This is a genomic window from Agromyces fucosus, assembly GCF_004134865.1.
GTDB classification, from domain to species: domain Bacteria; phylum Actinomycetota; class Actinomycetes; order Actinomycetales; family Microbacteriaceae; genus Agromyces; species Agromyces fucosus.
This window is the reverse complement of the sequence record NZ_SDPO01000002.1, coordinates 508,963-534,273: the sequence shown is the minus strand read 5'-3', so window position 1 is coordinate 534,273 and position 25,311 is coordinate 508,963. Positions and strand designations below refer to the sequence as shown.

The window sequence follows — 25,311 nt, the reverse complement described above, 5'->3', positions numbered from 1 at the left end:
TCGGCTTTACTCTGCCTGCGGCGTCGCATACACTTGGTGAGGTTGTTGAAGTCAGCCAAGATTCTCTGCGCCTATTTTCGGGCTTTCACCTGGTGAGAAACGCAGTGAATCGTGGCGCTCGGCAATCGGTGGAACAGCCCCGGTCACCCGGTCGTTCCATAGGGCGGTGGCTCAATTGGTAGAGCAGCGGTCTCCAAAACCGCAGGTTGCAGGTTCGAGTCCTGTCCGCCCTGCGAGCCGGCAGTGATTGCCGGCCCACGAAAGGTGTACGAGGTGGCACGAAAAGTAATCGACGAACCGAGTGAAGACGTCGTCGCCAATGCGAAGCGCGATCGCGCCGCGCGTCGGAACCCCTTTTCGCGCGTCGCCCTGTTCATCCGGCAGGTCATCGCCGAGCTGAAGAAGGTCGTCACGCCGACCCGCAAGGAGCTCCTCAGTTTCACGACTGTGGTGCTCGTGTTCGTCATCATCATGATGGCGATCGTGTGGGCGTTCGATCAGGTGTTCGGCTGGCTGGTGCTGTACGTCTTCGGAACACCGGGGGTCTGATCGGGCCTTCGGGTTCGACGGATCCGGTTCGCCGCTGGCGCACCGGAGAAAAGGATTGAGAGAAGTGTCAAGGACTGAGCGCGACGACGTCGACTGGGCCACGGCTGCCGAGCAGTCGGCCGAAGACGACGAGGCCCAGACGGGCAACACCCTCGAGCGCGAAGAGGACTCGGTCGAGCCGGCCGAGCACCGTGCCGTGCACGTCGTCGACGACGAGGGCAACGACGTCGATCTCGACGCCGTGCTCGACGCGATCGCCGAGTCGACCGACCCCGAGGCAGACGCCGTGGTCGACGACGCACTCGACATCGACTCGGTCGAAGAGGCCGAAGCCGCCGTCGAGGCCGTCATCGAGGAAGACGAGGAGCAGGCCGACCCGTACGCGGAGTTCCGTGCCGAGCTGCGCTTCCTCCCCGGCAAGTGGTACGTCATCCACTCCTACGCGGGCTTCGAGCGCCGCGTGAAGGCGAACATCGAGCAGCGACGCGAGTCGATGGCCATGGCCGACTACATCTACCAGGTCGAAGTGCCGATGGAAGACGTCGTCGAGATCAAGAACGGCCAGCGCAAGATGGTCACGCGCGTCCGCATCCCCGGCTACGTGCTCGTGCGCATGGACCTCAACGAGGACTCGTGGTCGGTCATCCGCCACACGCCCGGCGTCACCGGCTTCGTCGGCAACGCGCACAACCCGACCCCCCTCCGCTTCGAGGAGGCCTTCGGCATGCTGAAGAGCCTCGTCGAGATCAAGGACGTCGCTCCGGTCAAGGGTGCGAAGGGCGGCGCCGCCACCGGCGCAGCTCGTGCGATCCCCGCCGAGGTCGACTTCGAGGTCGGCGAGACCATCACGATCAAGGACGGCTCGTTCGCGGGCCTGCCCGGCACGATCAGCGAGATCAAGCCCGAGAGCGGCAAGCTCATCGTGCTCGTCTCGCTCTTCGAGCGCGAGACCCCGGTCGAGCTCAGCTTCGACCAGGTCACGAAGCTCTAACACCTCCCAGACAGTACGCAGCGGCCCTCCGGTACACTCGGAGGGTTGTGCTGCGTCAGGCACGCGCTTGTTTCAAGCACACAGATCACCGCATCCCGGAACGGCCGGGTTGCGGGAGAGTGCCCCGGCAACCGGGGCGTTCGAACAGAAAGAGAGAAATCATGGCACCGAAGAAGAAGGTCACCGGTCTGATCAAGCTTCAGATCAAGGCCGGCGCCGCGAACCCGGCCCCGCCCATCGGCCCGGCCCTGGGTCAGCACGGCGTGAACATCATGGAGTTCTGCAAGGCGTACAACGCGGCGACCGAAGCCCAGCGCGGCAACGTCATCCCCGTCGAGATCACGGTCTACGAAGACCGCTCGTTCACCTTCATCCTGAAGACCCCGCCCGCCGCCGAGCTCATCAAGAAGGCTGCCGGCGTCGCAAAGGGCTCCGGCGTTCCCCACACCACCAAGGTCGGCAAGCTGACCCAGGCACAGGTGCGCGAGATCGCCGAGTCGAAGATGGTCGACCTCAACGCCAACGACCTCGACGCAGCGTCGAAGATCATCGCGGGCACCGCTCGCTCGATGGGCATCACGGTCGAATAGGCCCCGTCTCGCCGGTCGAGGAGCGCGAAGCGCGCATCGAGACCTCGAGACCGACGGATGCCACGCGGCATCCGTTCACCAGAACTCAGCATTCAGTGGCAGCGCCCGCCAGGCGCAGATGACCACACTCTCTCAAGGAGAAGCAACATGGCAAAGAAGTCCAAGGCCTACCGCGCCGCGGCCGACAAGATCGAAGACGGCAAGTTCTACACCCCGAACGAGGCAGTTGCCCTCGCGAAGGAGACCGGCTCCGCGAAGTTCGACTCGACCGTCGAGGTCGCGCTGAAGCTCGGCGTCGACCCCCGCAAGGCCGACCAGATGGTGCGCGGCACCGTCATCCTCCCGCACGGCACCGGCAAGACCGCCCGCGTCATCGTGTTCGCGACCGGCCCCGCTGCCGAGGCTGCGATCGCAGCCGGCGCTGACGAGGTCGGCGGCGCCGAGCTCATCGAGAAGGTCGCCGGCGGCTACACCGCGTTCGACTCGGCGGTCTCGACCCCCGAGCTCATGGGCCAGGTCGGCCGTCTCGGCAAGGTGCTCGGCCCGCGCGGCCTCATGCCGAACCCGAAGACCGGCACCGTGACCCCGAACGTCGGCCAGGCCGTCTCCGACATCAAGGGCGGCAAGATCGAGTTCCGCGTCGACAAGCACGCCAACGTGCACTTCGTCGTCGGCAAGGCCTCGTTCACGCAGGAGCAGCTCGAAGAGAACGCCAACGCGGCGCTCGAAGAGGTCCTCCGCCTGAAGCCGTCGAGCTCCAAGGGCCGCTACATCCAGAAGGGCGCCGTGTCGACCACGTTCGGCCCCGGCATCCCCCTGGACGTCAACGCGATCTAGTCTCACCGCAGACTGCACGAAGGGCTCGCCGGTCTACCGGCGGGCCCTTCGTCGTTCGCGGGGCGATCGTCGGCCTGCGCGTCGGGGCTGCTCCTCCGACGCTCACCGGCGGGCCCTTCGTCGTTCGCTTGCGATGTCGGCCGCGGGGCGTACCGTGGCGGTATGAGCGAACGAACCACCACGGTCCTCGCCTCGGTCGCAACGATCGTCGTCGCCGCAGCCGCCGCGTATTGGATGACCCTCATCGGAGCCTTCGGTCCGGCGGTCTACACCGTCGTGCTCGCACTCGTCGTCGTCTGGCTGCTCATCTCGGCCGAACGGCATCGCGGGCTCGACCAGGTCGACGAAGAGTCCTTGCGCCGCCGCGGCTCGGTGTACTGGCTCTGACCGGGCCGGTCTTGCCGCTCAGCCGGTGATGCGGAACCCGGGCTGACCGGTCGGCTCGCGCACCGCGACATCCGTGCGCTCGACGACGGCGCCGCGTGGGCCGGTCGCGAGCCAGTCGAGCATCGCTGCGACGGATGCCTCGTCGCCCTCCACCTCGGCCTCGACCGTGCCGTCGGGTCGATTGCGTGCCCACCCCGCGACCCCGAGTCGCTCGGCCTCGCGTCGCGCGGAGAAGCGGAAGCCCACGCCCTGCACGATCCCGTGCACGAGCACGTGTCTTCGGATCATGCGTCCAGCGTAGGCCTCCGCCGTCGTCAGCCCGCTCGGGCTACTTCGCGGCCTCCTCGACGACGCGGGTCGCACCGGTGCGCAGCCGGATCTCGTCGGCCACGGCCATCGCGTCGCCCGACGGGGCGTCCGACTTGCGATCGGGGCGCGCGGCGAAGAGGTAGACGAGCCCCGTCACCACGACGATGCCGAGGCCGATGAGCACGACGTAGTCGGTGAAGAAGTCGCCCGTCGAGCCCGGCAGCGAGAGCAGCACCATGGCGAAGACGCCGTAGGCGAGCGCCAACGCGTTCACGATGAAGCCCCAGGAGCCGAGCGAGAACGGGCCCGCGGGCCGCCAGCCCTTCATGCGCTGGCGGAGGGAGGCCAGCACGACCATCTGGAAGGCGAGGTAGATGCCGAGCACCGCGAACGAGGTCACCGGCACCAGCAGGTCGTTGTTCGCCCAGATGAGCACGGCGATGAGCGCGGGCACGGTGCACGCGACGATGAGGGCGTTCGTCGGCACCTTCGTGGTCGGCGAGACCTTCGACAGCCAGCGGTGCCCCGGGATCATCCCGTCGCGGGCGAAGGAGAACAGCAGGCGGCTCGCAGCGGCCTGCAGGCTCAGCACGCACGAGAGGAACGCCGTGATCGCGATCACGAGGAACAGCTTGGCGCCCACCGGCCCGAGGGTCGCCTCGAGGATGCCGGGGATGGGATCGGCGTCTTCGCCGTTGACGATCGACGCGAGGTCGGGCGCCGCGAGCACGTACCCGCCGAAGGAGAAGAGCGCCGAGACGCCGCCGACGAGGATCGTCATCATCATCGCCTTCGGAATGCGCCGGGCGGGGTTCGCGACCTCTTCGGCGACGTCGCCGCAGGCCTCGAAGCCGTAGAACAGGAAGAGGCCCGCGAGCGCGGCGCCCATGAAGGCCGCCGTGTAGCTGCCGTCGCCCTCGACGCCCATGGTGTCGAAGAAGACGCTGAACTCCTGCTTGCGCTGGAAGATCAAGAGGTAGAGGCCGAGGCCGATGACGCCGATGAGCTCGGCGGCGAGGCCGATTCGAGCCACGCGGGCGAGCCACTTCGTGCCCGTGAAGTTGATGGCGAGGGCGATCAGGAGGAACGCCAGCGTGATCCAGAGGGTCGACGCGTTCGTGACCTCGATGCCGAAGAGGCTCGCCGCGAATCCGGATCCGAACTCGGCGACCGCGGTGATGGTCACGATCATCGCCCAGATGTAGACCCAGGCCGCCATCCAGGCGTAGCGCCGGCCCCACAGGCGACGGGCCCATGGGTAGATGCCGCCGTGGATCGGGTACTGCGAGACGACCTCGCCGAACACGAGCGAGACGAGCAGCTGCCCGGCACCGACGATCACGATCCACCAGATCGAGGGCGGTCCGCCGATCGAGAGGGCCACCGCGAAGAGCGAGTAGACGCCGACGAGGGGCGAGAGGTAGGTGAAGCCGAGGGCGAAGTTCGCCCAGAGGCTCATCGATCGGTTGAACGTGTCCTCGTAGCCGAGCACGCTGAGGTGTTCGCCGTCGGAGAGGCCCGCTGCGGGCCCGCGATCTGCAGACATCACTGCCTTCCATGTCTTCGCTGCGCCGGTCGCCCCCAACCGGCGACACCACGTCGTCGTGGTGTCGCGCCAGCATAACCAGACATCCGGTCGTAAAGCTATAGTTCCGGATGATTTAGTTCGGCGCAGGTTCGCGAGCGAGCGGATGCCGCGGCATCCGCTCGGCGTACCATGGCGGGCATGGGGGAAGTGAGCGACTACATCGCCGGTCTCGACGCGCCAGAGCGCGACGTCATGGAACGCATCAGGGCGAGGGCGGTGTCGCTCGTGCCCGACGCGATCGAGGGCGTCAGCTACGGCATGCCGGCGCTGCGCTACCGGGACTCTCCGCTGCTCAGCATCATGAAGGCGAAGGCGCACATCGGGCTCTACCCGTACAGTCCGCCCGTGATCGAGGCCGTCTCCTCGGAGCTCGAGGGGTATTCATGGGCGAAGGGCACGATCCGGTTCACGCCCGAGCATCCGCTGCCCGACTCGCTCGTCGACCGCATCATCCTGCTGCGCCGCGACGAGATCGACGAGAAGAAGAAGCGCTGAGACCCTTCGACGGGCTCAGGGCGGGGCGCACGGATGCCCCGGGGCGCGCGGCCCCGGGGCATCCGTTCAGTGCGGGTTCGCGGTGATCAGCCGATGCGGATCATCTTCTTGTTGACGAACTCGTCGGCGCCGAAGCGGCCGAGCTCGCGGCCCGAGCCCGAGCGCTTGACGCCGCCGAAGGGCAGCTCGGCGCCGTCGGCGCCGACCAGGTTCACGAAGACCATGCCGGCCTCGATCTTGTCGGCGACGCGGAGCGCCTGGTCGGAGTCGGTCGTGAAGACGTAAGAGCCGAGGCCGAACGGGGTGTTGTTCGCGAGCTCGACCGCCGCGTCTTCGTCGGCGACCTTGAAGACCTGCGCGACCGGGCCGAAGAACTCCTCGTGGAAGGCGTCGGAGTCGGGCTGCACGTCCGTGAGGATCGTGGCCGAGTAGTAGTTGCCCTCGCGCTCTCCGCCGTGGTGGAGCGTTGCGCCCTGTGCGACGGCGCGCTCGACCTGCTCGGCGAGGCCCTCAGCGGCCTTGGCCGACGAGAGCGGGCCGAGTGCCGTGCCGGCCTGGGCGGGGTCGCCCTTCTCGACCTCGCTCATCGCGGCGGTGAACTTCTCGAGGAAGGGCTCGTAGAGGTCTTCGACGACGATGAAGCGCTTGGCCGCGTTGCAGGCCTGGCCGTTGTTGTCGACGCGGGCGAAGACGGCGGCGCCCACCGTGGCGTCGAGGTCGTCGGTCGAGAGCAGGATGAACGGGTCGGAACCGCCGAGTTCGAGCACGACCTTCTTCAGGTGGCGACCGGCGATCTCGGCGACCGCGGCACCGGCGCGCTCGGAGCCCGTGAGCGAGATGCCCTGCACGCGCGGGTCGGCGATGACCTGCTCGATCTGGTCGTGCGAGGCGTAGATGTTGACGTAGGCGCCCTCGGGGAACCCGGCGTCGAGGAAGATCTGCTCGATGGCGGCGGCCGACTCGGGGCACTGCTCGGCGTGCTTGAGCAGGATCGTGTTGCCGATGATGAGGTTCGGGCCGGCGAAGCGGGCGACCTGGTAGTACGGGAAGTTCCACGGCATGATGCCGAGCAGCGGGCCGAGCGACGAGCGACGGATGAGGGCCGAGCCCTCGCCGGCCAGCAGCTCGATCTTCTCGTCGGCGAGCAGCGACTCGGCGTTGTCGGCGTAGTACTCGTAGATCGCGGCCGAGAACTCGACCTCGCCGACGGCCTGCTCGATGGGCTTGCCCATCTCGCGCACGATGATCTCGCCGAGTTCCTGCGCTCGCTCGTTGTGCAGCTCGGCGACGCGGCGCACGAGGGCGGCGCGTTCGGCGACCGTGGTGTTCTTCGACCAGGTGCGGTGCGTCTCGCTCGCCTTGGCGATGGCCGCCTGCAGCGCCTCGTCGGTGATCGTCTCGTAGGACTTGACCGTCTCGCCGGTGGCGGGATTGATCACGGCATAGCTCATGGGGTTCTCCTTCTCGGGTGCAGACACTGCACTCACGCCAGAGCTCGTCTGCCGCCGTGCATACGCTCGACTTAAAGATATATCAGCGGATGATTCGAATCGACCCGGATGGCGCAGGGTCGACGAGCACTCGGAGCGGAGTGCCCGGGCACGGCTCGCCGGCGCCGTCGAGGTCGGCCAGTTGCCCGACCTGCAGTGCCGGTTCGGTCGAGAGCACGACACGACCCTCCTCGTTCACGAGCGCGAGCGGTGCCGTCACGTCGAGGAACCCGGCGAGCAGTTCGCTCTCGAGCCGGCGCACCGACACGTCGGCGCCGATGACGCCGACCATGCGGGTGCCGCCAGGTGCGCCGCCACCGGCGGGATGGACCGCGTGCACCGGCATCGTCATCGTGAGGATGTAGTCGCACGTGCAGAGGTGGTCGACATACGGGCCGGTCACGTGCGCGTCGCTCGTCGTCGCGGGGATGCGGTACCACTCGAGAGCGCGGAAGTCGCGGAGGTACTCGGTGTATCCGCGCGTGGTGAGGTCGAGCCGCGTCGGCTCGGTCGTCGAGCCGAGCACGGGATTCGCGTCGAGCGGGCCGAGCCACCATGCGAAGTGCACGTCGCGCCCGCGCACGATCTCGCCGTCGGCGATGAACCCGGCGCCGACCAGGAGCGGCTGCGGCTCGGTGAGGCGGGGGAGCACGAGTTCGGCGACGAGGGTGTCGAGCGCTGCCGGGCGCACCTCGGGAGCGCCGTCGATGAGGTGCTCGACCGGGGCGCGCCAGGCGGCGAGCTGATCGAAGACGCCCGTGAAGACCGCGCCGACCGAGGCGGCGACGTCACGCGCTGACCGGCTCATCGAGCGCACCTCCCCGTTCGACCCTGGCCTTCGCCGCGAGGAGGGGGACCGAGAGGCCGCGCACGAGATCCCCGGCGGCCTCGCGGGCCTCGGCCGGGCGGTGTGCCGCGACGGCGCGAACGATGCGGCGGTCGTGCGCCGCGGCATCCGCTCGCTGTTCGTCGTCGTCGAGGCCGAGGAGGAGGAGCGGGCCGAACTCCGCCTGCAGCCGGATCTGCTCCCGCACGAGTCGGGCCGACTGGCTGAGCACGGCGACCTCGAGGAAGAAGCCGCCCTGGTTCGTGCGAGCGGATGCCGCGGTGCCGAAGTCGGCCGCGGCGAGCCACCCCGCGAGGCGCTCGGCGTCGCCGGCGGACGCGCGTTCGGCGGCGCGTTCGGCGATGCCGGCGAGGATGGCGCCGAAGTAGACGGCCATGTCGCTGAGTTCCACTTGCGCGAGCCCGCGCAGCCGGGCGCTGATGAGGGAGCGGTGGTCGGCGTCGTCGGCGACGACGAAGCTGCCGCCCTCGCGACCGCGGCGCGTCTCGACGAGGCCGGCTTCCCGGAGGATGCCGAGACCCTCGCGCACCGTGATGAGGGCGACGCCGAATCGGCGGGCGAGCTCGGGTTCGCTCGGCAGGCGTTCGCCCGCGCCGAGCACGCCGAGCACGATGCCGTCGGTGAGGCGCTGCGCGACCTGCTCGGCGCGGCCGGCATCGGCGAGCTGGGCGAACACGGCTTCGCGCGCACCAGGCCCCACCCTCGACTCCATGCGTTCAGGCTAGTCGAGCGACTCGCCCGGAATCTCACCACGGCTTGTCAGGCGATCCTGCGACGATCGCTCGGAGCGGTGACGCAGGCGGTGTCGCAGGCGTACCGACCGGTCGAGCGGCGAGAAAAGAATCGATATAGGATGATTGGGCGGCGTGACGTGCCGCCGACATGCGAAGGCGGATGGGATGCACGAGCGACGGGCCGACGACGGGCCGAACGACGGAGTGCTCGCCGGCGTGCGCGTCGCCGACTTCTCGCGGGTGCTCGCCGGCCCCTACGCCACGATGATGCTCGCCGACTTCGGCGCCGACGTCGTGAAGATCGAATCGCCCGCCGGTGACGACACCCGGCACTGGCGCCCACCCGTCGACGCCCGCGGGCAGGCCACCTATTTCGGCAGCGTCAACCGCAACAAGCGCTCGGTCGCCCTCGACCTGACCGACGCGGAAGGGCTCGCCGAAGCACGCCGGCTCGCGGCCTCCGCCGACGTCGTCGTCGAGAACTTCCGCCCTGGCGTGATGGATCGCTTCGGGCTCTCGTACGACGAGGTGCGCGCGTTGAACCCCGGCGTCGTCTACTGCTCGATCACGGGCTTCGGCACGGGGGAGGGTGCCGCCCTCGCCGGCTACGACCTGCTCGTGCAGGCCGTCGGCGGGCTCATGTCGATCACGGGTGCCGCCGACGGCGAGCCTGCGAAGGCCGGCGTCGCGCTCGTCGACGTGCTCACCGGGCAGAACGCCGTCGCGGGCATCCTGCTCGCCCTCCGCGAGCGCGACCGCACCGGGCTCGGCCAGCGCGTCGAGGTCAACCTCCTGCAGGGGTTGCTCTCCGCACTCACGAACCAGGCCGCATCGACACTCGCGACGGGCACGCCGCCGCAGCGCCTCGGCAACGCGCACCCGAGCATCGCGCCGTACGCCGTCTTCCACGCTGCCGACCGCGAGCTCGTGATCGCCGTGGGCAACGACAAGCAGTTCCGGGCGCTCACCGAGGTGCTCGGCGTTCCGGAGTTGAGCGGCGACACGCGGTTCGCGGGCAACGTCGACCGGGTCGCGCACCGGGTCGAGCTCACTGCGGCGATCGAGGAGCGGCTCGCCGCGGCATCCGCTGCGCACTGGGTCGACGTGCTCCGCGCCGCGGGCGTTCCCGCCGGTCTCGTGAACGACGTCGCCGAGGCGATCGCGTTCGGAGCGGCCCTGGGCCTCGAACCGGTCGCGGAGATCGGCGCTCCGGTCTCCCCGGACGGCGGTGCCGCGAGTCGCACGATCGCGAACCCGATCGGCCTCTCGGCGAGCCCCGCCGTGTACCGCAGCACGCCGCCCGCGCTCGACGAGCACGCCGGCGCCGACTGGCACCAGACCCCTTCGAAAGGACCGCACCGATGACCACCGCCCCCACGATCGACGCCGTGTTCGACCTCGACGCCCTGCTCAGCGCCGAGGAGCGCGAATGGCAGCAGAAAGCCCGGGTCTTCGCACAGGAGCGACTGCTGCCCGTCATCGAAGGCGACTTCGAGGCCAAGCACTTCCGCCGCGAGTTCGTGAAGGAGCTCGGCGACCTGGGCTTCCTCGGCATGCACCTGCAGGGCTACGGATGCGCCGGCGCGGGTGCCGTCTCGTACGGCCTCGTGTGCCTCGAGCTGGAGGCCGCCGACAGCGGCTGGCGCACGTTCGTCTCGGTGCAGGGCTCGCTCGCGATGAGCGCGATCCACAAGTACGGCTCCGAGGAGCAGAAGCAGCAGTGGCTGCCGGGCATGGCCGCCGGCGACCTCGTCGGATGCTTCGCCCTCACCGAGCCGCAGGGCGGCTCCGACCCCGCCGGCATGACCACGACCGCGCGCCGCGACGGCGACGGCTGGGTGATCGACGGCGCGAAGCGCTGGATCGGCCTCGCCTCGCTCGCCGACGTCGCCGTCGTCTGGGCCAAGGTCGACGACCCGTCGGGCGCGTTCGGCGACGGCGGCAGCGCGGTGCGCGGGTTCCTCGTGCCGACCTCGACGCCCGGCTTCACGGCGACGCCGATCGACGGCAAGCTCTCGATGCGCGCCTCGGTGCAGTGCGACATCGCGCTCGACGGCGTGCGGGTCGGCGACGACGCGATCCTGCCGGGCGCTCGCGGACTGAGCGGCCCGTTCGGCTGCCTCAACGAGGCTCGCTACGGCATCGTCTGGGGCGCGATGGGGGCGGCCCGCTCCTGCCTCGAGGCCGCGATCGAGCGCTCCACGTCGCGCGAGGTCTTCGGCAGGCCGATCGGTGCGAACCAGCTCATCCAGGCGAAGCTCGCCGACATGTTCCTCGAGGTCGAGAAGGGCATCCTCCTGGCACTGCACCTCGGGCGCCTGAAGGAACGCGGCGCGCTCACGCCCGCGCAGATCTCGGTCGGCAAGCTCAACAGCGTGCGCGAGGCGCTCGCGATCGCACACGAGGCGCGGGCGATCCTCGCCGGCGACGGCATCACGAACGCGTGGCCGGTCATGCGGCACGCGGCGAACCTCGAGTCGGTGCGCACGTACGAGGGCACCGACGAGATCCACCAGCTGATCCTGGGGCGCGAGCTCACCGGGCTGAACGCGTTCTGACCTCGAGACCTGCAGGAGGACGACATGGGTGAGACGAGCAGGGCAACGGATGCCGCGGGCATCGCGCCGCGCGACGAGCGACGCGACGACGGCGACGATGCGATCGTGACGGATCCCGGGGCGGCCGTCGAGATCGCGGTGCGCCTCGCCGCGGCATCCGGCTTCGATCGCTCATCGCGCGCCGACCGGGCCCGGTGGCTCACCGCGCTCGCCGAGGCGCTCGAAGCGCACCGCGATGAACTGGTCGAGTTGGCCGCGGAAGAGACGCACCTGAGCCCGGCGCGGCTCACGGGCGAAGTCACCCGAACGGCGACCCAGCTGCGCTTCTTCGCCGGCGTCGCCCTCGAGGGCTCGTACCTCGAAGCGACGCTCGACTCGCCCGACGCCTCCCTCACGCCGCCGCGCCCCGACCTGCGACGCATGCTGCGCCCCCTCGGGGTCGTCGCCGTCTTCGCCGCCTCGAACTTCCCGTTCGCGTTCTCGGTGCTCGGCAACGACACCGCGTCGGCGCTCGCCGCAGGCTGCCCGGTCGTGGTGAAGGCGCACCCGGGTCACCCGCGACTGTCGCGGCGGGTCGTCGAGATCGGGCGAGACGCCCTCGCCGGGGCAGGTGCGCCCGCGGCGGCGCTCGCCCTCGTCGACGGCTTCGACGCGGGCGTCGCGCTCGTGCGGCATCCGCTCGTCTCCGCCGTCGGATTCACCGGCTCGACCCGCGGCGGGCGCGCGCTCTTCGACCTCGCCTCGGCACGGCCAGCGCCGATCCCGTTCTACGGCGAGCTCGGCTCGATCAACCCGGTCGTCGTCACGGCGGCCGCAGCCGTCGCGGATGTCGCGGGCATCGCCGCCGGCCTCGCGGGCTCGTTCACCCGCGACGGCGGCCAGTACTGCACGAAGCCCGGGCTCGTCTTCGTGCCCGAGGGCTCGGGGTTCGAGGCTGAACTCGTCGCCGCGCTCGTCGAAGCGCCCTCGCAGGCACTCCTCACCGAGGGCATCGCGAGCGCCTTCGACGCGGGCTCGGCGGCCCTCGCCGGGCGCGACGACATCGAGGTCGTCTTCGCCGGCGGCCGTGCCGCGGATGCCTCGGCCCCGGTCGTCGTCGCGACCACGGTCGCTGACTTCCGCGCCGCTCGCGAGGCGTTCCTCGAGGAGTGCTTCGGACCCCTCACCGTGCTCGTGCGCTACGCCGACGACGCCGCGCTCGATGCGGCGCTCGCCGTGCTCGAGGGCTCCCTGACCGGCACGATCCACCACGCTCCGGGCGAGGACGTCGTCGAACTCACGAGCGCGCTCGCTCGAGTCGCCGGCCGCATCGTCTACAACGGCTGGCCGACGGGCGTCGCGATCGCCTGGGCGCAGCACCACGGCGGCGGATGGCCCGCGACGACCGCGTCGGTGCACACCTCGGTCGGGGCGACGGCGATCCGCCGCTGGCTCACGCCCATCGCCTATCAGGACGCCCCTGCCGCTGTGTTGCCGCCCGAGCTCACCGACGGCAACCCGCTCGGCATCCCGCGCCGCGAAGACGGCGTGCTCGCCGCGGCGCCGGCGGAGTAGCGCTCGAGTCGACGAAGGGGGGCGGCCGCATGGCCGCCCCCCTTGGTCAGCCCTCAGTTGATGCCGGGGATGACGAGCCAGCGGTTCACGAGCACGAGCCAGAGCGCGACGAGCACGATCGCGGCGATCGTGACCGCGAGGCTGGTGCGTCCGCGGACGATGAGCGCGACGACGAGCACGACGAGCGTGGCGATGCCGAGCACGAGCGATCCGAACGGGATCCCGGGCAGGAAGAGCGACAGCACGAACAGTGCAGCGACCACGACCTCGATGATGCCGACGACGGAGCTGCCTCGCCCTCTGAGGCGTCGGATGCCGTCGACGAGCGCGAGTGCGCCGCCGACGAGCGCGATGATGAGGAGCCATGACAGGGTGATCACGGGGTGAAGGTTTCCTTCCGATCGGTGTGGGGGGGCACCACGACGACGGAGGGAACTCCGTCGCCGCGGCCAGCGTATCGACCGGTGATCATGCGGCGGAAGGGCTTGCACGAGCGGACGCCGACACGATATGCCGCGCGCGGAATGTGATCGGAAGCTGCGAATCCAGCGGATTCGGAAATGAAACGAGAGGTAACGCCGTTTCCCTGACGGGCGAGGCCGTGATGGACTCGACCCCGCGGCACGGCACCACGTCGCCGCTCAGCACTCCCCACGAACGGAGCTCCACATGTCTCGCGCACCCCGCGTCCGCACCCTGCTCGGCCTCGCCGCAGCATCCGCCGCCCTCGTGTCCCTCGCCGCCTGCTCGAGCGGAGCGCCCGCGGCGAGCGAAGCAGCCGGTGGCGACGAGTACGGACTCGTGAAGGCCGGGACGCTGACGGTCGCGACCGAGGGCACCTACCCGCCCTTCACGTTCCACGAGGGCGGCGCGGGCGAGCTCGTCGGCTACGACGTCGAGGTCGCGGAGGCCGTCGCCGAGAAGCTCGGCCTCGAGATCCAGTTCGAGGAGACCCAGTGGGACGCGATCTTCGCGGGCCTCGACGCGGGCCGTTTCGACGTCATCGCGAACCAGGTGTCGATCAACCCCGAGCGTGAAGAGAGCTACCTCTTCTCGACGCCGTACACGGTGTCGCCGAGCGTCGTCGTGGTGAACGAGGGCGACGACTCGATCTCGAGCTTCGAAGACCTCGCGGGCAAGACCACGGCGCAGTCGCTGACGAGCAACTTCTACCAGCTCGCAGTCGACGCCGGCGCGAACGTCGAGGCCGTCGAGGGCTGGGCGCAGGCCGTCGCCCTCCTCGAGCAGGGCCGCGTCGACGCGACCGTCAACGACAAGCTCACCTACCTCGACTACCTCAAGCAGACGCCCGATGCGAAGCTCGCCGTCGCCGCCGAGACCGACCCGAGCGAGAGCGCCCTCACCTTCGCGAAGGACAAGACCGCGCTCGTGAAGGCCGTCGACGCGGCGCTCGCCGAACTCCGCGAGGAGGGCGTACTCGCCGAGCTCGGCGAGAAGTACTTCGGCGAGGACGTCTCGCAGTAGCGCTCGACCGTACACACCGGCGGATGTCGCGATCCGCCCCTGATTCGCGCGGGCGACCACGCCCGGGTGGAATCATGGGTTCGCGGCATCCGCCGCATTCCGGAAGGCGGTGAGGCGATGACCGACTGGCAGCTCGCGCTCGACTCGTTCTGGCCATTGTTCTGGGGCGGCATCAGCGGCACCATCCCGCTCGCGGTGGCCTCCTTCGCGCTCGGCCTCGTACTTGCGCTCGGCGTCGCGCTCATGCGCCTCAGCCGCAACCGGGTGCTGAGCGGCATCGCGAGGTTCTACATCTCGGTGATCCGCGGCACCCCGCTGCTCGTGCAACTGTTCGTGATCTTCTACGGCATGCCGTCGATCGGCATCACGATCGACCCGTGGCCGAGCGCGATCATCGCGTTCTCGCTCAACGTCGGCGGCTATGCGGCCGAGGTGATCAGGGCGGCGATCCTCTCGGTGCCGAAGGGGCAGTGGGAGGCCGGGTACACGATCGGCATGTCGCCGGGCACGACGCTCACCCGGCTGATCCTGCCGCAGGCGGCACGCGTCTCGGTGCCGCCGCTGTCGAACACCTTCATCTCGCTCGTGAAGGACACCTCGCTCGCCTCGCTCATCCTCGTGACCGAGATGTTCCGGGTGGCGCAGGAGATCGCGGCGTTCAGCCGCGAGTTCCTGCTCATCTACATCGAGGCGGCGCTCATCTACTGGCTGTTCTGCCTCGTGCTCTCGAGCGGGCAGAACCTGCTCGAGAAGCGATTGGACCGCTATGTCGCCCACTGATCCGCTCGCCCCTGCAGCGACGCCGGATGACTCGGTGCTGCTCTCGGCACGGGGCATCCGCAAGTCGTTCGGCGACAACGAGGTGCTGCGCTCGATCGACCTCGAGGTGCGGCGGGGCGAGGTCGTCGTGCTGATCGGCCCGAGCGGCTCGGGCAAGACCACCGTGCTGCGCTCGCTGAACGGCCTCGAGACGCCGAGCGCCGGCACGATCGACTTCGCCGGCGGCCCGGTCATCGACTTCGCCGTGCCGGTGCCGAAGGCCCAGCGCTACGCGCTGCGCGACCGCTCGGCGATGGTGTTCCAGCAGCACAACCTCTTCCCGCACATGACGGTCATCGAGAACGTCATCGAGGGTCCGGTGCGCGTGCAGAAGGTGCCGAAGAAGCAGGCGGTCGCCGAGGCATCCGCCCTGCTCGACCGCGTGGGCCTCGCCGAGAAGCGCGACGCCTACCCCTTCGAGCTCTCGGGCGGGCAGCAGCAGCGCGTCGGCATCGTGCGCGCGCTGGCCCTGAAGCCGCAGCTGTTGCTCTTCGACGAGCCCACGAGCGCGCTCGACCCCGAACTCGTGGGCGAGGTGCTGCAGGTCATCAAGGAGCTCGCCGACGAGGGCTGGACCATGGTCGTCGTCACCCACGAGCTGAGCTTCGCACGGCAGGCGGCCGACGAGGTGCTGTTCATGGACGGCGGCGTCGTCGTCGAGCGCGGCGCGCCCGGCGCGATCTTCACGAACCCGACGCACGAGCGCACCCGGCGCTTCCTCGACCGCATCCTTCGCCCGCTCGAGGACGACGGCGAGGCCCCGCCGCTCGAGTAGCGGAGCGGGGCACGCCGCGGCGGGACGGCTAGCGTTGGAGCATGGCCCGCTCGCGACGCACCAGCGCTGAGGAGACCAGCGCTGACGAGGCGAAGCGGATGCAGCGGGCCAGGCGATGGCTCGGGGTCTTCCGCCTGCTGATCGCGGCCCTCGAGATCGTCGCGCTCATCGGCAACTTCCAGTACGTGCTCGGCTTCCGGCTCTTCGCGACGGCGAACTTCTTCAGCTACTTCACCGTGCAGTCGGCGTTCGCCGCGGTCGTGACGCTCGGCATCGCAGCCGCCTTCGCCCTGTTCACGCCGCGCGACCCCGCCTGGCTCGGGATCCTCCGCACCATGGTCACCGTGTACGTGCTCATCTCGGGCATCGTGTTCGCCGTCATCGTCGCCCAGGCGTCGACCCGCGACTACCGCATGGAGGTGCCGTGGTCCGACACCGTGCTGCACTTCATCGTGCCGGCGCTCGCCCTCATCGCGTGGACGACGGACGCCATCATGGCCGTGAACCCGCGCGTGCCTTGGTCGACCGTCGGCTGGGTGCTGGTCTTCCCGTCGATCTGGCTCGTCTACACGCTGTTCCGCGGGGCGGACGTCGGCTGGTATCCGTACTTCTTCCTCGACGAGGCGCAGGTCGGCGGGCCGATGGGCGTCGCCGTCTACTGCCTGCTCGTGCTCGCGATCTTCGTCTCGCTGACGGCAGGGCTCGTCGCGATCAACCGGATGCTGTGGCGAAGGGCGCGAGCGCGCCCAGCACCTCGGCCTGGAACGCCGGATCGTCGAGCTCCTCGAGTCGAGTCGCCTGCACTGCAGCGATGAGGCCCATGAGGACCGGTTCGCCGGTCGCGAGGCCGACGTCGATCCAGGTCGCGACCGGGGAGGTCTCGCCGACGACGGTGAGCACGTTCGGGGTGGCGAGGTCGGGGGAGCCAGGGGCATCCGGCGCTCCCGCGACATCCGTTCGCCAGAACGCCTCGTCGAATCGCAGCCACACGGTGTCGAGCAGTCCCATGCCGAGTACCGAGATCGCCCGCTGGTGCATGAGCGGCAGCGCCGGGCTGAAGCGCACGGTGTCGGTCTTCAGCACCCCGATCGGAATGGTGACGACGGCGCGATCGGCGGTGAGGGACTCGCCGGAGTCGAGACGGAGGCTGACCCGGCGGTCGGTGTACGAGATCTTCGTGACGACGCTCGACACGGCGATCTCGAGCGGCTCGGCGAGTGCGTCGACGAGGTCGGAGAACCGGCCCGTCACGAGTTCGCCGAGCTGACCGACGCGGTCCGCGTCGTACTGCCCCGCTGAGATCACCGAGGTGATCGCACCGGTCGTCGGCGCCACCCCGCTGTTGATCGAGTGCGCGAGCCAGTCGGCGGGGCTCACGCCCGCGTCGTCGGGCACGGCCGAGAGCGGCGTCGCGCCCGAGCCCGTCAGCGCCGTCGCGAGCGACACGTCGTTCGGCTGCACCGCCGCCCACTCCTGCGCTGTCGCGATGGCGTCGGGGCCCGTGGTCGGGATCGGCAGCCGGAGACCCGCCGTGGTCGTCGCCGAGACGTCGGGCGCGAACGGAACGGTGTCGACGGATGCCTCGTGCAGCGCGTCGATGAGATCCTCGTCGTCGCCCGTGAACACGCCGCCGAGTTCGACGGGGGTGTCGAAGCCGGTGGCATCGGTGCTGTGGATGCGTCCGCCGAGCCGGTCGCGAGCCTCGAGCACGACGACCTCGAAGCCCGCGTCGACGAGGGCTCGTGCGGCCGTCAGTCCCGCGAGTCCGGCCCCGACCACCGCCACGCGTTCGCCGGCCGTGCCGAGTCGGGCGATGTCGGCGGCGGCGCGGATACCCGAGACGCGCGCACCCTCGAGCGTGCCGGGGTGGTCGGGGTCGGTCGCCTCGCCGGCGATGACGAGCCGGCTCTCGACCGGCTCGGCGAGCGCCCGCCGAAGCTCGGGCGTGCTCCCGACGGAGTCGAAGCTGAAGGCGCCGCGCGAGAAGGGATCGGCACCCCAGCGCGAGCGGCGCATCGCCGTCGGCACGGGCACGCCGTTCGTCGGCGCGGGCGGTGCCGTGGTCGGGGGCGCCGTCGTGGGCGGCGGGGTCGGGCTCGGTTCGGGCCAGCTGCAACTCGCGAGCGCGAGTGCCGCGACGCTCGAGAGCGAGGCGGCGAGGAAGGTTCGCCGGCCCATGCCGCCGGGCGCCCCCCGTGAGTCCATGGGAATCAGGCTAGCCGACGGCCCGGCACCAACCCCGGAACGACGAGATGCAGGGGACCCCGTGGCACCGGGCTCGAGAGCCGTGTGCCACCGGATCCCCTGCATCCGGCAGGGCGCGTCAGCGGGGAACGCGTCAGACGACGTAGCCGTCGGCGATCGTCAGCGCCTCGTCGATGATGTCGAGCCCGCGCACGAGCTCCTCCTCGGTGATGACGAGCGGCGGTGCCACGTGCATCCGGTTGAAGTGGATGAACGGCCAGAGTCCCGCCTGCTTGCAGGCGGCGGCGACGGCCGCCATCGGCGCGGCATCCGCCCCGCTCGCGTTGAAGGGCACGAGCGGCTCGCGCGAGGCAGGGTCGCGCACGAGTTCGATCGCCCAGAACAGTCCGGCACCGCGGATCTCGCCGACCGACGGGTGCTTCGCCGCGATCTCGCGGAGGCGCGGCTCGACGACGCGCAAGCCGAGGTCGCGCACGCGCTCGAGGATGCCGTCGCGCTCGAACACCTCGAACGTCGCGACACCGGCGGCGCACGCGAGCGGGTGACCCGAGTACGTGAGCCCGCCCGCGAAGGCGACCGTGTCGAAGTGCCCGGCGATCCTCTGCGAGATGACCACGCCGCCGAGCGGCACGTAGCCCGAGTTCACGCCCTTCGCGAAGGTGATGAGGTCGGGCACGACGTCGAACGCGTTGACCGCGAACCACTCGCCGATGCGGCCGAAGCCGACCATGACCTCGTCGGCGATGTAGACGATGCCGTACTTGTCGCACAGCGCGCGAACGCCCTGCAGGTAGCCGGTCGGGGGCACGAGCACGCCGTTGGTGCCCACGATCGTCTCGATGATGATCGCCGCGATGGTGTTCGCGCCCTCGAGCACGATGAGCTGCTCGAGGTGGGCGAGCGCGCGCTCGGCCTCCTGCTCGGGGGTCTCCGAGTGGAACGACGAACGGTACGCGTACGGGCCCATGAAGTGGGCGACGGACCCGTCGGAGGGCTCGTTCGCCCAGCGGCGCGGGTCGCCCGTCAGCGAGATCGCGGTCGCGGTGCCGCCGTGGTAGCTGCGGTACATCGAGAGCACCTTGCGGCGACCTGTGACGGCGCGCGCCATGCGCACGGCGTACTCGTTGGCGTCGGCGCCGCCGTTGGTGAAGAACACCTTGTCGAGGTCGCCGGGGGCGACCTCGGCGATGCGACGGGCGAGTTCGCTGCGGACATCCGACGCCATCGACGGCTGGATGGTCGCGAGGCGACCGGCCTGCTGCTGGATCGCGGCGACGAGGTCGGGGTGCTGGTGCCCGAGGTTCAGGTTCACGAGCTGCGACGAGAAGTCGAGGTACGCGTTGCCCTGATAGTCCCAGAACGTCGAGCCCTCGCCAGCGGCGATCGGCAGCGGGTCGATGAGGGCCTGCGCGCTCCACGAGTGGAAGACGTGCGCTCGGTCTTCAGCGCGGACCTGGGCCTCGGCGGCGGCGTCGGGCAGCGGATGCACGGTGCCGAACCGGTCGGTGTGGACGGCCTCGGTCTCGGCGGTGATGGTGTCGGTCATGGCGCTGCTCCGATCAGTGGTTCTGGGGGAAGCCGAGGTTGATGCCGCCTTGTGCGGAGTCATTGCGGGTGGCCGGGTCGATCCAGCGGGCGGTCACCGCCTTCTCACGGGTGAAGAAGTCGAAGCCGTGAGCGCCGTAGGCCTTCGCGTCGCCGAAGAGCGACTGCTTCCACCCGCCGAAGGAGTGGTAGGCGACGGGCACCGGGATCGGCACGTTGATGCCGATCATGCCGACCTGCACCTCGTTCTGGAAGCGGCGTGCTGCGCCGCCGTCGTTCGTGAAGATCGCGGTGCCGTTGCCGAACTGCCCCGAGTTGATGAGGTCGAGGCCTTCGTCGTAGGTGCCCACGCGAACGACCGAGAGCACCGGGCCGAAGATCTCCTCGGTGTACGCACGCGAGGTGGTGGGTACGTTGTCGATCAGGGTCGGACCGAAGAAGAAGCCGTCTTCGTGGCCGTCGACGGTGAACCCGCGGCCGTCGACGACGATCGTCGCCCCGTCGGTCTCGGCGATGTCGACGTAGGAGGCGACCTTGTCGCGGTGCACCTCGGTGATGAGCGGGCCCATGTCGGGTTCACTGAGCGTTCCGTCACCGGCGTCGACGCCGGCGCCGTTGCCGATCTTCAGCTTCGCGATGCGCTCGCTGATCTTGCCGATCAGCTCGTCGGCGACCGGCTCGACGGCCAGCACGACCGAGATCGCCATGCAGCGCTCGCCGGCGGCGCCGTACCCGGCGTTCACGGCCTGGTCGGCGACGAGGTCGAGGTCGGCATCGGGCAGCACGAGCATGTGGTTCTTGGCGCCGCCGAGGGCCTGGACGCGCTTACCGTGCTTCGACGCGGTCTCGTAGATGTACTGGGCGATCGGGGTCGAGCCGACGAACGAGATCGACTGCACGATCGGCGAGGTGAGGAGGCCGTCGACGGCGAGCTTGTCACCCTGCAGCACGGTGAACACGCCGTCGGGGAGGCCGGCCTCCTTCCAGAGCTCGGCGAGCCAGAGCGCCGCCGACGGGTCCTTCTCGCTCGGCTTCAGCACCACGGCGTTGCCGGCGGCGATCGCGATGGGGAAGAACCACATCGGAACCATGGCCGGGAAGTTGAACGGGCTGATGATGCCGACCACGCCGAGCGGCTGCTTCAGCGAGTACACGTCGATGCCGGTCGAGACGTTCTCGGAGTAGGCGCCCTTGATCAGGTTGGGGAACCCGGTGGCGAGCTCGACGACCTCCTGGCCGCGCATGATCTCGCCCATCGCGTCGGAGACGACCTTGCCGTGCTCGGTGGTGATGAGGGCCGCGAGCTCGCCCTTGCGCGAGTTCAGCAGCTCGCGGAACGCGAACATGACGCCCTGCCGCTTCGCGATCGAGTAGCCGCTCCACAGCTCGTACCCGGCCTGCGCGGACGCGATCGCCGCGTCGATCTCGGCCTGGTCGGCCAGCGCGACCTCGGCCTGCACGGCGCCCGTCGCGGGGTTGTACACGGGGGCGGTGCGGCCGGAGGTCGACGCGCGCAGCGCGCCGTCGATCCAGTGCCCGATGAGCCGCACGTCGGGGGCTGATGCAGGCGAGGAAGCGGTCTCGGTGATGCTCATGTGCAGGTCCTTCACTGATATGCCCGCGGGCGTTTCGGTACCGACGCCGGACAGAATGGCCGACGTCGAGTAAGCTTCGTATTCCCAGTGTGACAGAGGAAGAAAGGCGACTCCGGTGGCAGATCGTCGCGAAGATGAGGCGATTCAGACGAACCGTCCGGTGCTCGAGCCCGCCGATGACGGACTCCCGACCGTGCGCGAGATCCTCACGATCCCCGCGGTCGCGCAGGGCATCCCCGAGGTGCTCTCGGGCGGTGACGCGCTCGACGCCCACGTGCGCTGGGCGCACGTCTCCGACAGTGCGGGCGTGGCCCGGCTCCTGAACGGCGGCGAGCTGCTGCTGTCGACGGGATCCGGTTGGCCGACCGATCCCGGCGAGCTCACGGCGTTCATCGGCGGGCTCGTCGACGTCGGCGTGGCGGGCCTCGTGCTCGAGCTCGGCGTGCACTACCGCTACGTGCCGGCGGTCGTCGAGACGGCGGCGCGCGAGCATGGGCTCGCCCTCGTCGCGCTCCACCGCGAGGTGAAGTTCGTCACGCTGACCGAGGCGGTGCACAGCCGGATCATCTCGGTGCAGACGGCGGCGCTGCGGGCCCGCGACGAGGTGCGCGAGCGCTTCACGGCACTCGCCCTGCGCGGCTCGCCTCCCGACTTCATCGTGCAGCAGCTCGCCCAGACGCTCGGCGCCCCGGTCGTGCTCGAGAACCTCGCCCACGAGGTCGTCGCCGCCGAGGTGCCGCTCGCCGCCGAGGTCGAGCTCTTCACCCGCTGGGAGTCCCGGTCGCGGGCCGCGCATCGTCGACACGACGAGCAGCGGCGCCTCGGCGGCGGGGCGTCTGCCGACGAGTGGCTGATCGTGCCGGTCGAGGCGCGGGGCATCCGCTGGGGTCATCTCATCGCCCTGCCGGGGCCGGCGCACCCAGCCGGCAGCACGAGCGTGCTCGAACAGGGTGCGATCGCGCTCGCACTCGGCCGACTCGCCGATGGCGCCAGCGACGAGTGGGTGCGCATCGGCCGCCAGCGACTCGTCGACGGACTGCTCGACGGACGGTTCGCCGGACTGCCCGCGGCGTCGGCGCGCATCGAGGCCGCCGGCCTGCCGCTCGAGGGCGCCCGACTCTTCGGAGTCGTGGCGACGGGTGGTGCGGTGACGGCGTCGGCAGCGGATGCCGCGGCTCGCGAACTCGGCGGGCGGGCGCTCGCCGGGGCGGCGCCCGAGAGCGGTGCCGCCCCGACGGCGACGATCGTGCTGCTCTCGCTGCCGTCCTCGCGCGTCTTCGACGACGCAGCGGTGCGAGCGTTCGCGAGCGCACTGGCCGCGGGTGACGCGGTGCTGCTCGACCGGCTCGTGCTCGCGGTCGGCTCCGAGGCGAGCGGCCTCGACGCGCTGCTGGGCTCCGTGCAGGAGGCGATCGACCTGGCTCGCGGTCCGTCTTCGCGCTCGGCACGCGGACCGGTCGTGCGGCGTTCCGACGACCGTCCGCTCATGCGGCTCGTGACCGCGCTCCGCGACGACCATCGGCTCCTCGAGCACGGGGAGCGCATGCTCGAGCCCCTCATCGACTACGACCTCGCACGCAAGGGCGACCTGCTCGACGTGCTGGGCGCAGTGCTCGCGCATCCGGGCAACCGCACCGCGGCGGCATCCGCTTCGCATCTCTCGCGCTCGGTGTTCTACCAGCGGCTCGCGCTCATCGGCGATCTGCTGGGGGTCGACCTCGATGACGGCGAGACCCTGACGGCGCTGCACCTGGCGCTGCTCGTGCGGCGGAGCGTCGTGCGCTGAGCGGGGGTCGGACGGGATCGGATCTTCGCTCTACTTGCTATTGACAAGTGCACTTGCAAAGAGCAAGCTAGAGACGAATCATCCGGTGACCACCGACGATCCCATGGAGGAGATCATGACCGCGACCAGCATTTTCGTGAACCTGCCCACGACCGACCTCGAGCGCTCCAAGAGCTTCTACGAGGCGCTCGGGTTCAGCATCAACCCGAACTTCACCGACGACAACGCCGCGTGCGTCGTGCTCGACGAGAACATCTACTTCATGGTGCTGACGCGCGACTACCTCGCCACCTTCACCGACAAGCAGATCATCGACCCCAAGACGCACGCGCAGACCAGCATCGCGTTCACCCGCGACTCGCGCGACGAGGTCGACGCGGTGCTCGCAACGGGACTCGCTGCGGGCGGCACCGAGCCGCGCGAGGCGCAGGACTATGGCTTCATGTACTCGCGCGACCTCGAAGACCCCGACGGCAACATCCTCGGCTTCCTCTACATGGACCCGTCTGCCGCCGAGCAGGGGCCCGATGCCTACCTGGCCGAGCAGGGCTCGGCCGCGGCGTCGGCCTCGGCCTGACCCGCGACCGCATGGCGACACGCGGGGCGCGCGGCTTCGGCCAGTACGACGGAGTCGCTCGCGCTCTCGAGCGGGTCGGGGATCGATGGGCGCTGCTCATCGTCCGCGACCTGCTCGTCGGGCCGCGACGCTACGGCGACCTGAAGGCCGGCCTGCCGCGCATCCCGACCAACATCCTGAGCGACCGGCTCAAAGAACTGCAGGAGTCGGGCGTGGTGCGGCGCGTGCCGAGCGTGCGCGGCGGGTACGAGCTGACCGCGCTCGGGCGCGGGCTCGAACCGGTCGTCGTCGCGCTCGCACGCTGGGGCTGGTCGGTGCTCGGCGAGCCCGCAGAGGGCGAGACGGTCACGCACGACGCGCTCGCGGTCGGCTTGCGCGCAGCATTCCGAGCGGATGCCGCGGCCTCGCTGCCCCCCACCGAATACGTGCTGCACGTGGGCGACGTCTCGGTGTCGGCGATCGTCGTCGGCGGCACGCTCGACGTCGTGCCGGTGGGCCCCGGAGCGCTCCAGCAGCCTCGTCGCCGCTCGGCGTTCGAACCCGTGCCGTCGGCCGTGCTCGAACTGCAGCTCGAGCCGGCCGCGCTCCGCGGGGTGCTGGCCGGCGACGCCGCGGGCACGGGTGCTTTCGTGCTCGCGGGCGACGCCGAGCTGCTCGCGCGATTCGGACTCACCTTCCGCATCGAACCGGCGGGGCCGTCGAACGATGCGTCCTCCGCGGCGGCGGCTTGAGATTTCGGGCCACTGGCGTTATCGAAGTGATATCGGGGCAGGTCTCGAAGCGGTGAACCTGTCAATAATGTGAGGTCAGCGGTTCCCCCGCACGCGCTCCGAAGGAGAACCCCGATGTCACGGATCCGTTCGCTCGCCTCGATGGCGACCGCTCTCAGTACGACGGTCGTCGTCGTACTCGCACTCGCAGGATGCGCGTCCCCCGGCGAGGCCGTCGCTGATGAGCCCGTCCCGACCCAGTCGACCCCGGCGTCGACACCGACACCCACGCCGTCAGAGCCGCAACCGGTCGTGGTCGATCCTGCCGACGTGACCACGTGGACCATCACCGCCGCGGGCATCGGACCGCTCGGGCGTGGAGACGCCTACCCCGAGGTCCTCGCCGGCCTGCCTGCGTTCGCGGTCGCCGAGTGGTGCCCGTGGGTGGCAGAACTGACCGCGGAGGGCGCGGCCTCCCTGCTGCTGACGCATCCGGAGGGCGGTGAAGAGATCACCTCCGTCTGGCTCAGCGGACGAGCCGATGAAGCCGGCGTCGTTCCGGCGTCTCCGACGACGGAGGCGGGCATCGTGCTCGGGTCGACGTTGGAGGAGCTCTCCGCGGCCTACCCTGACCTGCAGGCGGTGAACCAGACCGGGGAGAACTCGTACGGCTACGCCGTCGGTGATGAGGAGAACGGCTATCTCGACTTCCTCGTCGAGAACGGCGTCGTCGTCATGATCGGTGTTCAAGATCGTGCGGGTGTGCCCAAGGAGTTCTGCGGCTGAGGCCGGTCGGCGCACGTGACCGAGCGTCTCGAGCAGAACCTGCCCGGTAACGTGATGCGGAGCGCGTCGACCCTGCGCGCTGCGAGACTCCGAGGAGCA

General features: G+C 70.0%; 26 protein-coding genes and 1 tRNA gene. 18 read left to right on the top strand and 9 right to left on the bottom strand.

Going from position 1 to position 25,311, the window contains the following annotated elements; genetic code table 11:
• The first annotated feature begins 160 nt into the window (after positions 1 to 160).
• The 6 genes from ESP57_RS08230 to ESP57_RS08205 all read left to right on the top strand — a co-directional run bounded on the left by ESP57_RS08230 (position 161) and on the right by ESP57_RS08205 (position 3,354).
• Positions 161 to 233, top strand: a tRNA-Trp gene (locus tag ESP57_RS08230).
• A gap of 40 nt (positions 234 to 273) precedes the next feature.
• Positions 274 to 549, top strand: coding sequence for a preprotein translocase subunit SecE (gene secE / locus ESP57_RS08225; protein WP_056007694.1), 276 nt, complete (start codon positions 274 to 276; stop codon positions 547 to 549).
• Positions 550 to 613: 64 nt separating this feature from the next.
• The gene (gene nusG / locus ESP57_RS08220; protein WP_056005771.1) at positions 614 to 1,540 is read left to right on the top strand and encodes a transcription termination/antitermination protein NusG; all 927 of its coding nucleotides are present in this window, start codon (positions 614 to 616) and stop codon (positions 1,538 to 1,540) included.
• A 161-nt stretch (positions 1,541 to 1,701) separates the two neighbouring features.
• Positions 1,702 to 2,130, top strand: coding sequence for a 50S ribosomal protein L11 (gene rplK, locus ESP57_RS08215; RefSeq protein ID WP_022891467.1), 429 nt, complete (start codon positions 1,702 to 1,704; stop codon positions 2,128 to 2,130).
• Between the two features lie 147 nt (positions 2,131 to 2,277).
• Positions 2,278 to 2,967 (top strand): 50S ribosomal protein L1, encoded by a 690-nt coding sequence (rplA, locus tag ESP57_RS08210; RefSeq protein ID WP_056005768.1) that lies wholly within the window; start codon positions 2,278 to 2,280, stop codon positions 2,965 to 2,967.
• A 162-nt stretch (positions 2,968 to 3,129) separates the two neighbouring features.
• The gene (locus ESP57_RS08205; protein ID WP_056005765.1) at positions 3,130 to 3,354 is read left to right on the top strand and encodes a hypothetical protein; all 225 of its coding nucleotides are present in this window, start codon (positions 3,130 to 3,132) and stop codon (positions 3,352 to 3,354) included.
• A gap of 18 nt (positions 3,355 to 3,372) precedes the next feature.
• Here ESP57_RS08205 and ESP57_RS08200 read toward each other — a convergent pair whose 3' ends face one another.
• Positions 3,373 to 3,642 carry an acylphosphatase gene (locus ESP57_RS08200; RefSeq protein WP_056005763.1) on the bottom strand — a complete coding sequence of 90 codons (270 nt, stop codon included), beginning with the start codon at positions 3,640 to 3,642 and terminating at the stop codon, positions 3,373 to 3,375.
• Between the two features lie 40 nt (positions 3,643 to 3,682).
• Complete coding sequence (locus tag ESP57_RS08195; RefSeq protein WP_082571121.1) at positions 3,683 to 5,209, bottom strand: APC family permease; 1,527 nt, start codon at positions 5,207 to 5,209, stop codon at positions 3,683 to 3,685.
• A gap of 180 nt (positions 5,210 to 5,389) precedes the next feature.
• Here ESP57_RS08195 and ESP57_RS08190 point away from each other — a divergent pair, with 180 nt between their 5' ends.
• Positions 5,390 to 5,746: an iron chaperone gene (locus tag ESP57_RS08190; RefSeq protein ID WP_056007688.1), complete on the top strand. Its 357-nt coding sequence runs from the start codon at positions 5,390 to 5,392 to the stop codon at positions 5,744 to 5,746.
• Between the two features lie 86 nt (positions 5,747 to 5,832).
• On the opposite strand, the gene ESP57_RS08185 is transcribed toward ESP57_RS08190, so the two are convergent.
• The 3 genes from ESP57_RS08185 to ESP57_RS08175 form a co-directional block, all read right to left on the bottom strand.
• Positions 5,833 to 7,197, bottom strand: a complete 1,365-nt coding sequence (locus ESP57_RS08185; RefSeq protein ID WP_129231198.1) for an NAD-dependent succinate-semialdehyde dehydrogenase — start codon at positions 7,195 to 7,197, stop codon at positions 5,833 to 5,835.
• Between the two features lie 82 nt (positions 7,198 to 7,279).
• Positions 7,280 to 8,044 carry a PDC sensor domain-containing protein gene (locus ESP57_RS08180; protein ID WP_129231197.1) on the bottom strand — a complete coding sequence of 255 codons (765 nt, stop codon included), beginning with the start codon at positions 8,042 to 8,044 and terminating at the stop codon, positions 7,280 to 7,282.
• Positions 8,025 to 8,795 carry a FadR/GntR family transcriptional regulator gene (locus tag ESP57_RS08175; protein ID WP_129231196.1) on the bottom strand — a complete coding sequence of 257 codons (771 nt, stop codon included), beginning with the start codon at positions 8,793 to 8,795 and terminating at the stop codon, positions 8,025 to 8,027. The genes ESP57_RS08180 and ESP57_RS08175 overlap by 20 nt, the downstream gene beginning before the upstream one ends.
• A gap of 187 nt (positions 8,796 to 8,982) precedes the next feature.
• Here ESP57_RS08175 and ESP57_RS08170 point away from each other — a divergent pair, with 187 nt between their 5' ends.
• Genes ESP57_RS08170 through ESP57_RS08160 form a run of 3 tightly spaced genes read left to right on the top strand, consistent with a single transcriptional unit; the run spans position 8,983 to position 12,929 of the window.
• A complete protein-coding gene (locus ESP57_RS08170) occupies positions 8,983 to 10,182 on the top strand; it encodes a CaiB/BaiF CoA transferase family protein (RefSeq protein ID WP_207904509.1) in 1,200 nt (399 codons plus the stop codon).
• A complete protein-coding gene (locus ESP57_RS08165) occupies positions 10,179 to 11,375 on the top strand; it encodes an acyl-CoA dehydrogenase family protein (RefSeq protein WP_129231195.1) in 1,197 nt (398 codons plus the stop codon). Before ESP57_RS08170 ends, ESP57_RS08165 begins: the two co-directional genes overlap by 4 nt.
• Positions 11,376 to 11,399: 24 nt before the next feature.
• Positions 11,400 to 12,929, top strand: a complete 1,530-nt coding sequence (locus ESP57_RS08160; RefSeq protein ID WP_082571120.1) for an aldehyde dehydrogenase family protein — start codon at positions 11,400 to 11,402, stop codon at positions 12,927 to 12,929.
• A 53-nt stretch (positions 12,930 to 12,982) separates the two neighbouring features.
• Here the strand turns inward: ESP57_RS08160 and ESP57_RS08155 are convergent, their stop codons facing one another.
• Complete coding sequence (locus tag ESP57_RS08155) at positions 12,983 to 13,309, bottom strand: hypothetical protein (protein ID WP_056005748.1); 327 nt, start codon at positions 13,307 to 13,309, stop codon at positions 12,983 to 12,985.
• 289 nt (positions 13,310 to 13,598) lie between these two features.
• Here ESP57_RS08155 and ESP57_RS08150 point away from each other — a divergent pair, with 289 nt between their 5' ends.
• The 4 genes from ESP57_RS08150 (at position 13,599) to ESP57_RS08135 (ending at position 16,823) form a co-directional block, all read left to right on the top strand.
• A complete protein-coding gene (locus ESP57_RS08150; RefSeq protein WP_056005745.1) occupies positions 13,599 to 14,414 on the top strand; it encodes an amino acid ABC transporter substrate-binding protein in 816 nt (271 codons plus the stop codon).
• A gap of 117 nt (positions 14,415 to 14,531) precedes the next feature.
• On the top strand, positions 14,532 to 15,194 hold the full coding sequence (locus ESP57_RS08145) for an amino acid ABC transporter permease (protein WP_056005743.1): 663 nt from the start codon (positions 14,532 to 14,534) through the stop codon (positions 15,192 to 15,194).
• Complete coding sequence (locus ESP57_RS08140; RefSeq protein ID WP_129231194.1) at positions 15,181 to 16,008, top strand: amino acid ABC transporter ATP-binding protein; 828 nt, start codon at positions 15,181 to 15,183, stop codon at positions 16,006 to 16,008. Before ESP57_RS08145 ends, ESP57_RS08140 begins: the two co-directional genes overlap by 14 nt.
• Positions 16,009 to 16,049: 41 nt before the next feature.
• Positions 16,050 to 16,823 carry a Pr6Pr family membrane protein gene (locus ESP57_RS08135; protein WP_129231193.1) on the top strand — a complete coding sequence of 258 codons (774 nt, stop codon included), beginning with the start codon at positions 16,050 to 16,052 and terminating at the stop codon, positions 16,821 to 16,823.
• On the opposite strand, the gene ESP57_RS18835 is transcribed toward ESP57_RS08135, so the two are convergent.
• The 3 genes from ESP57_RS18835 to ESP57_RS08120 form a co-directional block, all read right to left on the bottom strand.
• Positions 16,720 to 18,213 carry a flavin monoamine oxidase family protein gene (locus ESP57_RS18835; protein ID WP_165877417.1) on the bottom strand — a complete coding sequence of 498 codons (1,494 nt, stop codon included), beginning with the start codon at positions 18,211 to 18,213 and terminating at the stop codon, positions 16,720 to 16,722. The genes ESP57_RS08135 and ESP57_RS18835 overlap by 104 nt on opposite strands.
• 133 nt (positions 18,214 to 18,346) lie before the next feature.
• Positions 18,347 to 19,759, bottom strand: coding sequence for an aspartate aminotransferase family protein (locus ESP57_RS08125; protein WP_129231191.1), 1,413 nt, complete (start codon positions 19,757 to 19,759; stop codon positions 18,347 to 18,349).
• Between the two features lie 13 nt (positions 19,760 to 19,772).
• Positions 19,773 to 21,353: a CoA-acylating methylmalonate-semialdehyde dehydrogenase gene (locus tag ESP57_RS08120; RefSeq protein WP_129231190.1), complete on the bottom strand. Its 1,581-nt coding sequence runs from the start codon at positions 21,351 to 21,353 to the stop codon at positions 19,773 to 19,775.
• 115 nt (positions 21,354 to 21,468) lie between these two features.
• On the opposite strand from ESP57_RS08120, the gene ESP57_RS08115 reads away from it, so the two are divergent.
• The 4 genes from ESP57_RS08115 to ESP57_RS08100 all read left to right on the top strand — a co-directional run bounded on the left by ESP57_RS08115 (position 21,469) and on the right by ESP57_RS08100 (position 25,212).
• Complete coding sequence (locus ESP57_RS08115) at positions 21,469 to 23,139, top strand: PucR family transcriptional regulator (protein WP_243648458.1); 1,671 nt, start codon at positions 21,469 to 21,471, stop codon at positions 23,137 to 23,139.
• Between the two features lie 115 nt (positions 23,140 to 23,254).
• Positions 23,255 to 23,716, top strand: coding sequence for a VOC family protein (locus tag ESP57_RS08110; protein WP_056007674.1), 462 nt, complete (start codon positions 23,255 to 23,257; stop codon positions 23,714 to 23,716).
• Positions 23,717 to 23,727: 11 nt separating this feature from the next.
• The gene (locus ESP57_RS08105) at positions 23,728 to 24,447 is read left to right on the top strand and encodes a winged helix-turn-helix transcriptional regulator (protein WP_129231189.1); all 720 of its coding nucleotides are present in this window, start codon (positions 23,728 to 23,730) and stop codon (positions 24,445 to 24,447) included.
• 114 nt (positions 24,448 to 24,561) lie between these two features.
• Positions 24,562 to 25,212 (top strand): hypothetical protein, encoded by a 651-nt coding sequence (locus tag ESP57_RS08100; RefSeq protein ID WP_129231188.1) that lies wholly within the window; start codon positions 24,562 to 24,564, stop codon positions 25,210 to 25,212.
• Positions 25,213 to 25,311: the final 99 nt, after the last annotated feature.

Excerpts from the sequence above, each read along its gene's own strand:
- rplK (WP_022891467.1), top strand. The coding sequence starts at position 1,702 with ATGGCACCGAAGAAGAAGGTCACCGGTCTGATCAAGCTTCAGATCAAG.
- rplA (WP_056005768.1), top strand. The coding sequence starts at position 2,278 with ATGGCAAAGAAGTCCAAGGCCTACCGCGCCGCGGCCGACAAGATCGAA.
- ESP57_RS08205 (WP_056005765.1), top strand. The coding sequence starts at position 3,130 with ATGAGCGAACGAACCACCACGGTCCTCGCCTCGGTCGCAACGATCGTC.
- ESP57_RS08200 (WP_056005763.1), bottom strand. The coding sequence starts at position 3,642 with ATGATCCGAAGACACGTGCTCGTGCACGGGATCGTGCAGGGCGTGGGC.
- ESP57_RS08195 (WP_082571121.1), bottom strand. The coding sequence starts at position 5,209 with ATGTCTGCAGATCGCGGGCCCGCAGCGGGCCTCTCCGACGGCGAACAC.
- ESP57_RS08190 (WP_056007688.1), top strand. The coding sequence starts at position 5,390 with ATGGGGGAAGTGAGCGACTACATCGCCGGTCTCGACGCGCCAGAGCGC.
- ESP57_RS08185 (WP_129231198.1), bottom strand. The coding sequence starts at position 7,197 with ATGAGCTATGCCGTGATCAATCCCGCCACCGGCGAGACGGTCAAGTCC.
- ESP57_RS08180 (WP_129231197.1), bottom strand. The coding sequence starts at position 8,044 with ATGAGCCGGTCAGCGCGTGACGTCGCCGCCTCGGTCGGCGCGGTCTTC.
- ESP57_RS08175 (WP_129231196.1), bottom strand. The coding sequence starts at position 8,795 with ATGGAGTCGAGGGTGGGGCCTGGTGCGCGCGAAGCCGTGTTCGCCCAG.
- ESP57_RS08170 (WP_207904509.1), top strand. The coding sequence starts at position 8,983 with ATGCACGAGCGACGGGCCGACGACGGGCCGAACGACGGAGTGCTCGCC.
- ESP57_RS08165 (WP_129231195.1), top strand. The coding sequence starts at position 10,179 with ATGACCACCGCCCCCACGATCGACGCCGTGTTCGACCTCGACGCCCTG.
- ESP57_RS08160 (WP_082571120.1), top strand. The coding sequence starts at position 11,400 with ATGGGTGAGACGAGCAGGGCAACGGATGCCGCGGGCATCGCGCCGCGC.
- ESP57_RS08150 (WP_056005745.1), top strand. The coding sequence starts at position 13,599 with ATGTCTCGCGCACCCCGCGTCCGCACCCTGCTCGGCCTCGCCGCAGCA.
- ESP57_RS08145 (WP_056005743.1), top strand. The coding sequence starts at position 14,532 with ATGACCGACTGGCAGCTCGCGCTCGACTCGTTCTGGCCATTGTTCTGG.
- ESP57_RS08140 (WP_129231194.1), top strand. The coding sequence starts at position 15,181 with ATGTCGCCCACTGATCCGCTCGCCCCTGCAGCGACGCCGGATGACTCG.
- ESP57_RS08135 (WP_129231193.1), top strand. The coding sequence starts at position 16,050 with ATGGCCCGCTCGCGACGCACCAGCGCTGAGGAGACCAGCGCTGACGAG.
- ESP57_RS18835 (WP_165877417.1), bottom strand. The coding sequence starts at position 18,213 with ATGGACTCACGGGGGGCGCCCGGCGGCATGGGCCGGCGAACCTTCCTC.
- ESP57_RS08125 (WP_129231191.1), bottom strand. The coding sequence starts at position 19,759 with ATGACCGACACCATCACCGCCGAGACCGAGGCCGTCCACACCGACCGG.
- ESP57_RS08120 (WP_129231190.1), bottom strand. The coding sequence starts at position 21,353 with ATGAGCATCACCGAGACCGCTTCCTCGCCTGCATCAGCCCCCGACGTG.
- ESP57_RS08110 (WP_056007674.1), top strand. The coding sequence starts at position 23,255 with ATGACCGCGACCAGCATTTTCGTGAACCTGCCCACGACCGACCTCGAG.
- ESP57_RS08105 (WP_129231189.1), top strand. The coding sequence starts at position 23,728 with ATGGCGACACGCGGGGCGCGCGGCTTCGGCCAGTACGACGGAGTCGCT.
- ESP57_RS08100 (WP_129231188.1), top strand. The coding sequence starts at position 24,562 with ATGTCACGGATCCGTTCGCTCGCCTCGATGGCGACCGCTCTCAGTACG.